15 protein-coding genes are annotated in these 12150 nt (G+C 54.7%); 9 read left to right on the top strand and 6 right to left on the bottom strand.

The annotated features are described in order from the left end of the window. Window positions 1-119 precede the first annotated feature (119 nt). Together IM267_RS19530 and IM267_RS19525 are read right to left on the bottom strand one after the other, a co-directional pair. Window positions 120-677 (bottom strand): DcrB family lipoprotein, encoded by a 558-nt coding sequence (locus tag IM267_RS19530; RefSeq protein WP_193034102.1) that lies wholly within the window; start codon window positions 675-677, stop codon window positions 120-122. Between the two features lie 72 nt (window positions 678-749). After that, window positions 750-1415, bottom strand: coding sequence for a 7-cyano-7-deazaguanine/7-aminomethyl-7-deazaguanine transporter (locus IM267_RS19525; protein ID WP_063449994.1), 666 nt, complete (start codon window positions 1413-1415; stop codon window positions 750-752). A gap of 169 nt (window positions 1416-1584) precedes the next feature. Here IM267_RS19525 and tusA point away from each other — a divergent pair, with 169 nt between their 5' ends. The 4 genes from tusA (at window position 1585) to IM267_RS19505 (ending at window position 4851) form a co-directional block, all read left to right on the top strand. After that, on the top strand, window positions 1585-1827 hold the full coding sequence (gene tusA, locus IM267_RS19520; RefSeq protein WP_023307136.1) for a sulfurtransferase TusA: 243 nt from the start codon (window positions 1585-1587) through the stop codon (window positions 1825-1827). Window positions 1828-2060: 233 nt separating this feature from the next. After that, window positions 2061-3032 (top strand): TRAP transporter substrate-binding protein, encoded by a 972-nt coding sequence (locus IM267_RS19515; RefSeq protein ID WP_193034101.1) that lies wholly within the window; start codon window positions 2061-2063, stop codon window positions 3030-3032. Between the two features lie 12 nt (window positions 3033-3044). Then, window positions 3045-3554 (top strand): TRAP transporter small permease, encoded by a 510-nt coding sequence (locus IM267_RS19510; RefSeq protein ID WP_045260961.1) that lies wholly within the window; start codon window positions 3045-3047, stop codon window positions 3552-3554. A 10-nt stretch (window positions 3555-3564) separates the two neighbouring features. Continuing rightward, window positions 3565-4851: a TRAP transporter large permease gene (locus tag IM267_RS19505; protein ID WP_193034100.1), complete on the top strand. Its 1287-nt coding sequence runs from the start codon at window positions 3565-3567 to the stop codon at window positions 4849-4851. Between the two features lie 93 nt (window positions 4852-4944). On the opposite strand, the gene zntA is transcribed toward IM267_RS19505, so the two are convergent. After that, window positions 4945-7116 (bottom strand): Zn(II)/Cd(II)/Pb(II) translocating P-type ATPase ZntA, encoded by a 2172-nt coding sequence (gene zntA / locus IM267_RS19500; RefSeq protein WP_193034099.1) that lies wholly within the window; start codon window positions 7114-7116, stop codon window positions 4945-4947. A 76-nt stretch (window positions 7117-7192) separates the two neighbouring features. Then, window positions 7193-7819 carry a lysoplasmalogenase gene (locus tag IM267_RS19495; RefSeq protein WP_063865366.1) on the bottom strand — a complete coding sequence of 209 codons (627 nt, stop codon included), beginning with the start codon at window positions 7817-7819 and terminating at the stop codon, window positions 7193-7195. A 129-nt stretch (window positions 7820-7948) separates the two neighbouring features. Between IM267_RS19495 and IM267_RS19490 the strand changes: the two genes are divergently transcribed. The 5 genes from IM267_RS19490 (at window position 7949) to IM267_RS19470 (ending at window position 11168) form a co-directional block, all read left to right on the top strand. Then, window positions 7949-8308 (top strand): DUF2500 domain-containing protein, encoded by a 360-nt coding sequence (locus tag IM267_RS19490; protein ID WP_063865367.1) that lies wholly within the window; start codon window positions 7949-7951, stop codon window positions 8306-8308. Between the two features lie 236 nt (window positions 8309-8544). Then, complete coding sequence (locus IM267_RS19485) at window positions 8545-9024, top strand: Hcp family type VI secretion system effector (RefSeq protein ID WP_107534134.1); 480 nt, start codon at window positions 8545-8547, stop codon at window positions 9022-9024. Between the two features lie 9 nt (window positions 9025-9033). After that, entirely contained in the window at window positions 9034-9912 is an 879-nt protein-coding gene (locus IM267_RS19480; RefSeq protein WP_193034098.1) for a hypothetical protein, read from the top strand. Between the two features lies 1 nt (window position 9913). After that, a complete protein-coding gene (locus IM267_RS19475; protein ID WP_193034097.1) occupies window positions 9914-10420 on the top strand; it encodes a DUF1240 domain-containing protein in 507 nt (168 codons plus the stop codon). Window positions 10421-10661: 241 nt separating this feature from the next. Next, window positions 10662-11168 carry a DUF1240 domain-containing protein gene (locus IM267_RS19470; RefSeq protein ID WP_193034096.1) on the top strand — a complete coding sequence of 169 codons (507 nt, stop codon included), beginning with the start codon at window positions 10662-10664 and terminating at the stop codon, window positions 11166-11168. 52 nt (window positions 11169-11220) lie between these two features. Here the strand turns inward: IM267_RS19470 and IM267_RS19465 are convergent, their stop codons facing one another. Together IM267_RS19465 and rsmD are read right to left on the bottom strand one after the other, a co-directional pair. After that, complete coding sequence (locus IM267_RS19465) at window positions 11221-11502, bottom strand: DUF1145 family protein (RefSeq protein ID WP_063449553.1); 282 nt, start codon at window positions 11500-11502, stop codon at window positions 11221-11223. Then, window positions 11486-12088, bottom strand: a complete 603-nt coding sequence (rsmD, locus tag IM267_RS19460) for a 16S rRNA (guanine(966)-N(2))-methyltransferase (protein WP_063449552.1) — start codon at window positions 12086-12088, stop codon at window positions 11486-11488. The genes IM267_RS19465 and rsmD overlap by 17 nt, the downstream gene beginning before the upstream one ends. Window positions 12089-12150: the final 62 nt, after the last annotated feature.

Raw genomic sequence — 12150 nt, 5'->3', positions numbered from 1 at the left:
GGGGGGCTCGTTAATTGTAGTGCGCCGGAAGTGCTTCGTCTGGAGCGTTAGTCTGAAAGTCGTGGCAAAAAAATGGCCCCCGGCGCAAGCGACGGAGGCCACGGTATCCCGGTGAACGATTACTGGATCACGAGAGTGTTAATGATGTTTTCAGCGGCGCTCTGCGCTTTCTGCTGATTGTCTGCCGGCAGGGTGATCTGCATGGTCAGCAGTTTGTTATCCACCTTGCCGAGCACCACGGAGGAGTACGCGGTCTGGCCTTTGGCGGAGATGATGCTGTCCAGCTGTTGCAGCGTGTGGCCTTTCAGTTCAATCGACTTGTTGGTGACCACCTGAAGCTGCGGGTCGCGGCTGCGCTGCTGGTCTTCCAGACGTTTGGCCAGCACGCCCAGATCTTCGCTGGTATCGTCACCGACAATCACAATGACCGCTTTTTGGCCGGTGGCATCGGAATAGACGTGCATGTTGTTCGCCTGAGTGCCCAGCTTACCGCTCTGATCGGTCATATCCGCGGGCAGAGAGAAACTGAGTTTGCCATCCATCAGGCTCACCGGCTGACCGGTGGCGTTGCTTTCTGCTGACGCGCTTTGAGCAGGCGTTTTGGTGTCGCTGTTATCACAGGCTGCAAGGCCAACAACCAGCAGGCCAATCCCGACATATTTAACCAGATTGCGCATTGACTTCTTCCTTTCGATAAACGGCCATAGCGGCTCATTCGTTCATCTTATCACAACTGATAAAGCGAACCCTTAACCTGCCTGTAATGCGGCGATTTCAGATTTATCTGCCAGCCTTTTCAGCAGCATATTCAACAGCACGCCGTACATCGGCAGGAAGAAAACCAGGCTGATAAGCACCTTAAAGGCGTAGTCCACAAGGGCGATTTCCATCCAGTGTTCTGCCATGAAGGCGTCCGGGCTGCGCCAGAAGGCAATAAAGAAGAAGGCCAGCGTATCGCTCACGTTACCGAACAGCGTCGACGCCGTCGGTGCCATCCACCAGCGATGATTCTGACGCAGGCGGTTAAAGACGTGAACATCGAGGATCTGCCCCAGGGCATAGGCCATAAAGCTGGCGGCGGCAATACGCGCGACGAACAGGTTGAAATGCGTCAGCGCTTCAACGCCCTGCCAGCTACCCATGTAAAACAGGGAGGAGATGGCGTAGGAGACGAACAGCGCCGGGATCATCACCGCAAAAATAATCCGCCGCGCCAGCGGTGCGCCAAAGATACGCACGGTTAAATCGGTCGCGAGGAAAATAAACGGAAAACTGAATGCGCCCCAGGTGGTATGGAAACCAAAAATGGAGATGGGGAGCTGTACCAGATAGTTACTGGAGATGATCACCAGCAGATGAAATAGCGAAAGCCAGAACAACGCTTTGACGCGCTGCGATTGTGTAAAGGAGTTCATATTGTACCTTTTTGATTAATATTTGGGGTGAGGGAACCCAATAAAGCCGCCGCATGATACTGCTTTGACCGCACTTTGCAATGGCTAATTTTCACGCAATCGTTAACCTGGTTTGCATTGACGATAGCGGGGCGTAAACTACAGCCGTTTTTACCTGAACGAGAAGAAAATGACCGATCTGTTTTCCAGCCCAGACCACACGCTTGACGCCCAGGGCCTCCGTTGCCCGGAGCCGGTAATGATGGTGCGTAAAACCGTACGTAACATGCAGAGCGGCGAAACGCTACTGATCGTCGCTGACGATCCGGCCACCACCCGCGATATCCCCGGCTTTTGTACCTTTATGGAACACGAGCTGGTGGCGCAGCAAACGGAAACCCTGCCGTACCGGTATGTGATTCGTAAGGGGTAAGTGCGGCCTGAAGCCCGGCGGCGCTTCGCTTGCACGGGCTTACGGGTGTAGTAGGTCGGGTAAGGCGCAGCCGCCACCCGACAAGCACCCATCACAATTTCGAACCATCGTTTCAAAATTTCGCGCTTTTGTGAGGCGCTTCACCCTCCCTTTTCCAGCCGTAGTCTAATTTTTAAACGTCAAAAACTAAAACACCGTTTTAACGCTTATCTCACTACCCTGGAGTTGACTGAATGAAAACGACCCTCAAGCCGTTACTGGCCGCTCTGTGCCTGTCTGCTTTTGCCTGCACCGTTTCCGCGCAAACCATTAAAGCCGCCGATGTGCATCCTGAAGGCTACCCGAACGTGGTGGCGGTTCAGCAGATGGGAGAAAAACTTAAGCAACAAACCGACGGCAAGCTGGAGATTAAGGTCTTTCCCGGCGGCGTGCTGGGGGATGAAAAGCAGATGATTGAGCAGGCGCAGATGGGGGCGATTGATATGATCCGCGTCTCCATGGCGCCGGTTGCCGCCATCCTGCCGGATATCGAAGTGTTTACGCTGCCCTACGTGTTCCGCGATGAGGACCACATGCACAAGGTGATCGACGGGGATATCGGCAAGCAGATCGGCGACAAGCTCACCGCCAACCCGAAATCGCGTCTGGTGTTCCTCGGCTGGATGGACTCCGGCACCCGCAACCTGATCACCAAAGAGCCGATCGTCAAGCCGGACGATCTGAAAGGGAAGAAAATCCGCGTGCAGGGTAGCCCGGTGGCGCTGGCCACGCTGAAAGCGATGGGGGCGAACGCAATCGCGATGGGCGTCAGCGAGGTGTACAGCGGCATGCAGACCGGGGTGATTGACGGTGCGGAGAACAACCCGCCTACCTTTGTCGCCCACAACTACATGCCGGTTGCGAAAAACTACACGCTGAGCGGCCATTTCATCACCCCGGAAATGCTGCTGTACTCCAAAGTGAAATGGGACAAGCTGAGCGCTGACGAGCAGCAGAAGATCCTGACCCTGGCCCGTGACGCGCAGTTAGAGCAGCGCAAGCTGTGGAATGCCTATAACGACCAGGCGCTGGCGAAAATGAAGGCCGGCGGCGTGCAGTTCCACGATATTGATAAAACGGTGTTTATCAAGGCGACAGAGCCGGTGCGCGCGCAGTATGGCGACAAGCATCAGGATCTGATGAAAGCCATCGCCGACGTTCAGTGATCCGGAGTACGTATGTCCGAACTCTACCTGAAGTGGATGGATCGTCTGTACCTGCTCGCCATGGCGGTGGCGGGTGTCTCGCTGCTGGTGATGACGATTGTCATCCCCATCGGTATCTTCTCACGCTACGTGCTCAACCGCGGCGAATCCTGGCCGGAGCCCGTCGCCATTATCTGCATGGTGACGTTTACCTTTATCGGCGCGGCGGTGAGCTACCGCGCCGGATCGCATATTGCGGTCAACATGCTCACCGACCGTCTGCCCGCGTCGCTGCAAAAGTTGTGTGTACGTGTGGTTGATCTGCTGATGCTGCTGATTTCCGGTCTGATGTGCTGGTACAGCTACTGGCTGTGCGTCGAGCTGTGGGAGCAGCCGGTGGCGGAGTTCCCGATCCTGACTTCCGGCGAAAGCTACCTGCCGCTGCCGATCGGGTCGGCGATTTTGATTCTGTTTGTGCTTGAACGCCTGCTGTTTGGCGCGCAGGAAAACCGTCCGGTCGTGCTGATCGGCAATCACAGTTAAGGGGTGAACAATGGATGCTTTTGTTTTGTTATTCACCCTCGCCATTTTGCTGGCGCTGGGGATGCCGGTGGCCTTCGCCGTGGGGCTGAGCGCCGTGGCAGGTGCGCTGTGGATTGATTTACCGCTGGAGGCGCTGATGATCCAGATCACCAGTGGGGTGAACAAATTTACCCTGCTGGCGATCCCGTTCTTCATCCTTGCCGGAGCGATCATGGCGGAAGGGGGCATTGCCCGACGGCTGGTTAACTTCGCGTACGTCTTTGTCGGCTTTATTCGCGGCGGGCTGTCGCTGGTGAACATCGTGGCTTCAACGTTCTTCGGCGCGATTTCCGGCTCGTCGGTGGCGGATACGGCGTCCATCGGCAGCGTGATGATCCCGGAGATGGAGAAGAAGGGCTACCCGCGCGAATACGCGGCGGCGGTAACGGCCAGCGGGTCGGTGCAGGCGATTTTAATCCCGCCCAGCCACAACTCGGTGATTTACTCCCTGGCGGCGGGGGGCACGGTCTCCATCGCCACGCTGTTTATCGCGGGCGTATTGCCGGGCCTGCTGCTGGGCGTGAGCCTGATGGTGCTCTGCCTGTGCTTCGCCCGCAAGCGCGGATACCCGAAGGGGGACAAAATCCCGTTCAGGCAGGCGCTGAAAATCATGCTCGATGCCCTGTGGGGGCTGATGACGGTGGTGATTATCCTCGGCGGGATCTTGTCCGGGATTTTTACCGCCACCGAATCTGCCGCCGTGGCCTGCCTGTGGGCGTTTTTCGTCACCATGTTTATCTACCGCGACTACAAATGGAGCGAACTGCCGAAGCTGATGTGCCGCACGGTGAAAACCGTCACCATCGTGATGATTTTAATCGGCTTTGCCGCAGCGTTTGGCGCGGTAATGACCTACATGCAGCTGCCGATGCGCATCACCGAGTTCTTCACGTCGCTCTCCGATAACAAGTACGTGATCCTGATGTATCTCAACGTCATGCTACTGCTGATTGGCACGCTGATGGACATGGCACCGATCATTCTGATCCTGACGCCGGTGCTGCTGCCGGTGACCAACGCGCTGGGGATCGACCCGGTGCACTTCGGGATGATCATGATGGTTAACCTGGGGATCGGGCTGATCACCCCGCCGGTTGGGTCGGTGCTGTTTGTGGCGAGCGCGGTGAGCAAGCAGAAGATTGAAACCGTGGTGCGGGCGATGCTGCCGTTCTACGGCATCCTGCTGGTGGTGCTGGGGATGGTGACGTATATCCCGGCGATATCATTGTGGCTGCCGAGGATGTTAGGGATGCAGTGACGCCGTTGTTTGCCGGGTGGCGGCTGCGCCTTACCCGGCCTACGGTTCAGAGCCGTTGTAGGCCCGGTAAGGGGCAGCCGCCACCGGGCGTTTTTATTGGCGTCGTAATAACCTCAATGCGTTCGCCGTGACCAGCACCGTCGCTCCGGTATCCGCCAGCACCGCCAGCCACAGTCCGGTCATGCCGAGCAGCGTAGTGACCAGGAAAATGCCCTTCAGCCCCAGCGCAATGCCGATGTTCTGGCGAATGTTGGTCCGCGTCGCCCGCGCAAGATCTATCATCTGCGCCAGCCCGGTCAGGCGGTTGTGCGTTAGCGCCGCGTCGGCGGTCTCCAGCGCCACGTCGGTGCCGCTGCCCATGGCAATGCCAATGGTTGAGGCTTTCATCGCCGGGGCATCGTTTATCCCGTCACCGACCATCGCCAGCGGGGCGTGGCTGTTCAGTTCAGTTACCGCGCTGACCTTGTCCGCAGGCAGTAATCCGGCCTTAAACGCCAGCCCCAGCTCGTCGGCAATTGCGGCCGCCGCGCGCGGGTTATCGCCGGTCAGGATCACGCCCTGCACGCCCAGCCTGTGCAGCGCCTCAACGGCGTCTCTCGCATCGTCACGCAGGGTGTCGCGCAGGGCCAGCATGCCCATCGGTACGCCGTCCTGCATCACGGCAACGACCGTCTGACCGGCCTGCTCCAGCGCCTCAACCTGTGGCGTAGAGCGCGTACCCGCCGCGACAATCAGCACTTTTTTGTCCTCGACCACGGCTTCAATCCCTGAACCGACCAGCGCTCGTTGAGCGGTTGCCGAAGGAATAGCCAGCCCGCGCGCCTGCGCTTCACGCACGATCGCCTGCGCAAGCGGGTGGGTGGAGCCCTGCTCCACGGCGGCGGCCAGAATAAGCAGTTCATTTTCGCTGATGTTCTGCGGATACACCCCGGTCACCTGCGGTTTGCCGACGGTCAGCGTACCGGTTTTATCGAAGGCGATGTGCTGGATCTGGCTCAGCTGTTCCAGCGCCGCGCCGCCCTTAATCAGCGCCCCGCGGCGTGCCGCCGCTGCCAGCCCGGAGGTAATCGCCGCCGGGGTGGAAATCACCAGTGCGCACGGGCAGCCGATCAGCAGCAGGGTCAGCCCTTTATAAATCCAGCCCTCCCACGGCGCGCCGAAGAACAGCGGTGGAACGACGGTGACCAGCAGCGCCACCAGCATGATGGCGGGTGTGTAAATCCGGCTGAAGCGGTCGATAAAGCGTTCGACCGGCGCGCGGCGCTCCTCGGCTTCTTCAATCAGCTTCAGGATGCGGTCGATGGCGCTGTCGCCCGGTTCAGAAAGCACCGTAAGCTGCACCAGGCGGTCAACGCTGGTGGCACCGGCAGGGACTTTTTCGCCTGCCGCACGCTCTACAGGAATGGATTCCCCGGTCAGGGCGCTTTCGTCAAAGCTCGCGGTGGCGGTAACGAGCGCCCCATCGGCCGGCAGACGTCCACCTGCGGGCACTTCAATCACGTCGCCCGGGCGCAGGGCGTTAATAGCGACCGTTTCACGAGTACCGTCTATCACGCGCGTGGCGGTTTCCGGCTTCAGCGCCATCAGCGCGCTCACCCCCTTACGCGCCCGACTCGCCGCCCAGCCTTCAAGGCGTTCGCCGATTAAGAACAGCAGCAGCACCATCGCCGCTTCCGCCGTCGCGCCAATGAACAGCGCGCCGATGGCCGCCACGCTCATCAGCGTTTCGATGGCAAACCAGCTTCCGCTCCGCATCAGGCGTAGCGCCTGTCGGGCAATGGGGAACAGGCCGACCAGCGTGGTGGCGATAAACGCCAGGTTGCCGAACGGGTGGTTAACCTGTTCCAGCCCCCAGCTCAGGGCCATCATGATGATGAGGGTAATGAGCGGCAGGTTTTCTTTCAGGGGAGAGGTTTTTTCGGCAGGCGCCGTTTCGCTGCGCAGGGTATAGCCCGCCTTGCTGACGGCGGCTTCAACCTGCTTGCTGACGTCTTTTTCGGCGCTGACCATCAGCTTTTCGGTGGCAAACAGGACCTGAACGTGGTTCACGCCCGCTACCTGCTTCACCGCATTTTCCACTTTGCGGGCGCAGGCCGCGCAGTCCATACCGTTGACCACCCAGCTGTAGCGGTTGCCGCTTTCAGGAAGCGTTTGGATTGGTGTTTCGCACGTCCCTTCGCAGCAGCAGTCGTCTTTTGCCGGAACCGGGCTGAGCTTAAGTGCCGAGAACTGTGGAACTTTTTTAGGTGTTTCTGGAGTCGACATGGCAGTCTCCGGTAATGATAATTTTCTCATTAACCGCAGCATACACTCTGGAGTCGACTCCAGAGTCAAGCGTTATTTAGATATACAGCGAACGCACAATCAGGAAGTGCCCGGCGAAGTAACAGGCAGCGGAAATCGCATTATCCGCGCGGAAGCGGCGGCGATAGTGGCTACCCAGCCAGACGATATTGCCGAGCAGCAGCAGCGCGGCCCCGAAGAAGGCAGACATTGCCTGTGAGGTTGGGCGGAAGAACCACAGCTCACCGGCCAGCCACACCATCACCAGCGTCATGGCGATAAAGGTACACACCGGCAGACGCATCTCCTCCAGACGCGACCAAATCACCGCGATCAGCAGGGCGCCAATCACCAGCAGCACCAGCGGCAGCGGCCAGAAGATGGAGAGCGTCATCTGGCTGGCAAAATAGATGGTGTAAAGCAGATGCGACAGGAAGAACGCCCCTACGGCGTACAGCAGGCGCTGGCGCGGCAGCAGGGTTAAGGCATCGCCAATCAGGGAGGCACACAGCCCGGCGAGGACCAGATAGCTGATGGCATTGAACATGGGGGCCTGCCAGGCAAGCAACAGCAGGAGCAATAGCGTGACGGGTTTAAACAACCAGCGCTGCCAGGCTGGGCCACGGTAGGACGCATCGACATAAAGCCATGCGGAAAAACAGACAGCGATAAATGACCAAAGCATATTAACTCCCTGTAACTGTTGAGGCTGAATAATCAGTTTCTGATCCAGTGTAGTGACGCGAGCGGGCGTTTGGCAATGCCGGGTCAGGCGAGGTATCCTGAATTCCGCATAATCTGATGGGATTTTTCAATGAGCAAGATGCCGCTGTTTTTCATTATCGTGGTGGCGATCATCGTCATTGCCGCCTCGTTTCGCTTCGTGCAGCAGCGCCGTGAGAAGGCCGACAACGATGCCGCGCCGCTGTTGCACAAGCGCGTGGTGGTGGCGAACAAACGCGAGAAACCGCTTAACGACCGCCGCTCTCGTCAGCAGCAGGTGACGCCTGCGGGGACAACGATGCGCTATGAAGCAAGCTTTAAGCCGGAAACCGGCGGGCTGGAGATGACCTTCCGCCTGGAGGCGCAGCAGTATCACCAGCTGACGGTGGGAGAGAAAGGTACGTTGAGCTACAAAGGGTCGCGGTTTGAAGGGTTTGAACCGGAGCTGTGACGCCGGGCGGCACTGCGTTCTTTACGTCAGTGCCAACAATAAATCAAACTGGCATATATAATAGCCAGCAAATATATTCCTGATTAATATTTTTGTAATTATGTCGTTGCCATAATTTTTTTAGTTGGTGAAAGTTTCGCTTGCATCACTATTCTTTCATGTGTATTTCAATATTCTAATAATGTTATGCCATTTCAAGCATAAGCATTTATTTTGAAAGAGGTTGAGAGATTCATATGGCGAATATAATGTGGTTGACTTTAAAGGGAACGTCTCAGGGCATGATTTCTGCTGGATGTGCTTCTGTGAATTCCATAGGCAATAAAGCGCAGCCTGCTCACCAGGATCAAATAATGGTCATGGCTGTTCATCACGGCATGAGCCGTGCAAAAAATGTGAACCACCAGTGCCTGACATTTATTAAGCCCGTGGACAAGTCTTCCCCTTTATTAGGAAAAGCGATTACTGATAATGAAACGTTAAGCTGTGAATTTCACTTCTATCGCACCAGCCAGACGGGATTAAATGAGTGTTATTATGTGTTAAAACTGATTAATGCCAGAATATCCAGCATCCATTTGCAAGTGCCGCATACCATAAATGATAGCGAGGGGCAGCCAGAGGAAATCATAGAGCTGTCATACGAATCTATTGCCTGGGAGCATCGTATTGCTGGAACCAGCGCCTACAGTATCTGGGATGCACGAGTTTTTTAAGGACTTAAGATGAAAGGGTATTCGGACTGGATAAGGGATCATCGTGAAGATATTCTCAAAGGAAATAACTGGCAGCGTAATCAGCGTTTCGAAAATGAAATCAGGCAGCTGAAAAATAGCCTGGTCAACAATGCTCATCACATTATGCTGCTCACGCCTGACGAGGCGCAGGGTGTGGTTGACGATTTGTTAGGTAGTCAGCCTGTCAGCTTTTCCACAACCTATGCCGGTAACATCAAAGAGACGGTCTCTGCGGCTAAAAGTCTGTCAAAACTCTTTTCTTATCAGCAGGCTGGAAAGATTGTTTTCACGCTAAAAGGCTTTGGGATCAAAGCCACACAGTATGTTTATCGGGGAAAGCTGTATGTAAAGATTACGGGCTACCCTTCTCTACGACGCATTCTTAACGGAACGCGTTACCGGATTAATCATCCCAAAGTGCTCGAGGTGGGTATAGGAAGTGCCGGGTTTCGAAACGGTATTATGTCGGGAGCCAGATTCTGCATCTGGTTTTCAGCTTGCTGGCGGCTGGTGGAGTTGATCTTTAAATCCGAGCATGACGTCGCCGCATTTCTGGGGAATGTCACGATGGACGTGGCTAAAGTCATTGTGGGGGTTTTTGTCTCAAGACTGGCTGGGAGTGTTTCTTCGTTGGCTATATTACCATTGATAGCGAGTGCGGCTGTTCCTGTTTGGGGGCAAATAGTGGGTGTTGTTGTTTTAGGTTTCTTCATTGCCTGGACTTTGAATGAACTGGATAAACAGTATGGTCTATCAAATAAACTTATAGATTGTATTAAAAAGGGACTTAAAGAGCAGCAAAAAATCGCAGAGTGGAATTTTCGTCAATCCAAATATGGGAACTCACGTTACGGTGGACGTTATTGATATGAGCATCAAGCTGAATCTGGAGAACATCAAAAAAAGGTGTGGCTTATTGTTGGGTGTGTTTTTTTTCGGGGGAATTACCTGGGGGTTTTATCTTGCGAGCGTACCAGACATTACCGATCTGGTTGAATCCAGAAGCATAGTTTATTTTTTTTGGGGATCATTTTGCCTGTTATTAACGTTTCCGGTAGGTTGTTGCTTGGTTTTAGCTATTGCCTATGCGGCCTTTACTAAAAACATGCAGCCACCCAGATTCTTCGCGAAAGCGTTTACAATCGGTATCCATATTGTGGGGGCAGGATTTGTTATTGGCAACATCCTCTCCCTTATCGTCATATTTTATCCCCTTGGAGCCAACTATGTGTTATGTGAGCGCCCAGGGCCGTTTTCTGGAACGTATTACACCCGGACCGAAGAGATTTGCACGCAGGTTAAATACCTGCTCAAAACAAGAGCCAGAGATATCGAAAAACTCAATGACAAACTGGACGGCGTATCGTCGCAGTGATGGGGAAGGTGACGATGGATGTATGGCGTGAGGATGTTCCTGTTTGGGGGGCAGATAATACGTGTGATTGCATTTGGGGTATTAATAATTTATTAGCTGAATGTTTTGGGCAACAGAACGATTTATCAAATAACCATCATAAATTGCTTGAGAGATATCATGAAACAGCAGAAAGAAATCGCAGAGTGGAACGATCGATACCCGCTATATGAAGGTGTATTTTACTGGGGGTATTACTGATATGGGGGTGACAATTAATATTGATAACTTAAAAAAAAGATGCTTTTTACTGCTGGTTATTGTTTTTTGTTGTGGGTTAGCCTGGTTGGCGTATTACGTAAGTATACAAGCTCTCACTGATTTGATTGAATCAAGGAGTATTGTTTATTATTTCTGGGGGGCATTCATTAGTATGCTCTCCACCCCGGCTCTTTGTTATTTTGCATTTGTATTTATTTTTGTATTCTTTACAAGAAACCTTCAGGCACCTAAACTCCTGGCGAAAGGTGTTACCCTTGCATATCACTATTTCGGTGCGGTATTTGTCATTGGCAACATCCTCTCTTTTATCGTCATATTTTATCCCCTTGGAACCAACTATGTCTTATGCGAACGTTCAGGGCCGTTTTCTGGAACGTATTACACCCGGACCGAAGAGATTTGCACACAGGTAAAACACCTGCTCAAAACGAGAGCCAGAGATATCGAAAAACTCAATGACAAACTGGACGGCGTATCGTCGCAGTAAGGGTTATCTGAAGGCCCGGATCGCTGCGCGCCACCGGGCATCACACCGCAACTTACTTCTTCACCTGCGCCTTAAACTTCTTCATCCACACCAGCAGCTCAAACACGCCGAAAATAAACACCCGTAGCTGCTGCCAGCCGGTCATCGGTGGGCCATCTTTCGGCAGACCGTTTTTCAGCATCACCATCTGAAGGGCATGCATGAACGCGGTAAAAATCAGCGCCACGTTAACAAAGATATTCAGCGGGCGCGGGAATGGGTGCACCAGATTCAAAATCAAAAATGCCCAGACGCCCAGCATCAGCAAGCGCCCTACGTTAATCAGTACTGGCATCGGATCCTCCTTGTGCCTGACGGTGATACAGACGATAAGCCACCTGACCGGCGACCTTTTCGCGGTGCAGATCCCAGTGAACGGGAACGGGCGGCAGGCCATTTTCCACTTCGCTTTCAACGTAAATCAGCGCGTCGTCTGCCAGCCAGCCATTTTTTTCCAGCAACGATAACGTCTCTTCAAGCAGCCCTTTACGGAACGGCGGATCGACAAACACCACGTTGAACGGCGTCCCCTTTTGCGCAAGGAAGCTCAGCGTGTTGGTGTTCACTACCTTCGCGTTGGTTGCCTTCAGCGTAGCCAAATTTTGCTGCAACGTCTGCGCGACGCCGCGTTCCATCTCCAGCAGCGTGGCGCTGGCGGCATAGCGAGACAGCGCTTCCAGCCCCAGTGCGCCGCTTCCGGCGAAGCAGTCCAGGCAGTTGGCGTCTACCATTGACGGGGCAAGCCAGTTAAACAGCGTCTCGCGTACGCGGTCCGTGGTAGGGCGTAAACCGGGGCTGTCCGGCACCGGTAATTTCCGGCCTCGCCACTGACCGCCGATAATTCGAATTTGACCGGCCGGGGCGCGGGTGGGTTTCTTCATCTCAGGAAAGCTCTGTTAACAATGCCCTGCGATTGCGGGCGGTGATGTCAATTAAGTAAAGT

This window comes from Enterobacter cloacae complex sp. P15RS (assembly GCF_014895905.1).
Classification (GTDB): domain Bacteria; phylum Pseudomonadota; class Gammaproteobacteria; order Enterobacterales; family Enterobacteriaceae; genus Enterobacter; species Enterobacter quasihormaechei.
This window is presented reverse-complemented; position numbering and strand designations above follow the sequence as displayed.

Bases quoted from the DNA above. Each gene is read 5' to 3' on its own strand.
- rsmD (WP_063449552.1), bottom strand. From the start codon at position 12,088: ATGAAGAAACCCACCCGCGCCCCGGCCGGTCAAATTCGAATTATCGGC.
- IM267_RS19480 (WP_193034098.1), top strand. From the start codon at position 9,034: ATGAAAGGGTATTCGGACTGGATAAGGGATCATCGTGAAGATATTCTC.
- zntA (WP_193034099.1), bottom strand. From the start codon at position 7,116: ATGTCGACTCCAGAAACACCTAAAAAAGTTCCACAGTTCTCGGCACTT.
- IM267_RS19490 (WP_063865367.1), top strand. From the start codon at position 7,949: ATGAGCAAGATGCCGCTGTTTTTCATTATCGTGGTGGCGATCATCGTC.
- IM267_RS19515 (WP_193034101.1), top strand. From the start codon at position 2,061: ATGAAAACGACCCTCAAGCCGTTACTGGCCGCTCTGTGCCTGTCTGCT.
- IM267_RS19510 (WP_045260961.1), top strand. From the start codon at position 3,045: ATGTCCGAACTCTACCTGAAGTGGATGGATCGTCTGTACCTGCTCGCC.
- IM267_RS19505 (WP_193034100.1), top strand. From the start codon at position 3,565: ATGGATGCTTTTGTTTTGTTATTCACCCTCGCCATTTTGCTGGCGCTG.
- tusA (WP_023307136.1), top strand. From the start codon at position 1,585: ATGACCGATCTGTTTTCCAGCCCAGACCACACGCTTGACGCCCAGGGC.
- IM267_RS19530 (WP_193034102.1), bottom strand. From the start codon at position 677: ATGCGCAATCTGGTTAAATATGTCGGGATTGGCCTGCTGGTTGTTGGC.
- IM267_RS19495 (WP_063865366.1), bottom strand. From the start codon at position 7,819: ATGCTTTGGTCATTTATCGCTGTCTGTTTTTCCGCATGGCTTTATGTC.
- IM267_RS19470 (WP_193034096.1), top strand. From the start codon at position 10,662: ATGGGGGTGACAATTAATATTGATAACTTAAAAAAAAGATGCTTTTTA.
- IM267_RS19465 (WP_063449553.1), bottom strand. From the start codon at position 11,502: ATGCCAGTACTGATTAACGTAGGGCGCTTGCTGATGCTGGGCGTCTGG.
- IM267_RS19475 (WP_193034097.1), top strand. From the start codon at position 9,914: ATGAGCATCAAGCTGAATCTGGAGAACATCAAAAAAAGGTGTGGCTTA.
- IM267_RS19485 (WP_107534134.1), top strand. From the start codon at position 8,545: ATGGCGAATATAATGTGGTTGACTTTAAAGGGAACGTCTCAGGGCATG.
- IM267_RS19525 (WP_063449994.1), bottom strand. From the start codon at position 1,415: ATGAACTCCTTTACACAATCGCAGCGCGTCAAAGCGTTGTTCTGGCTT.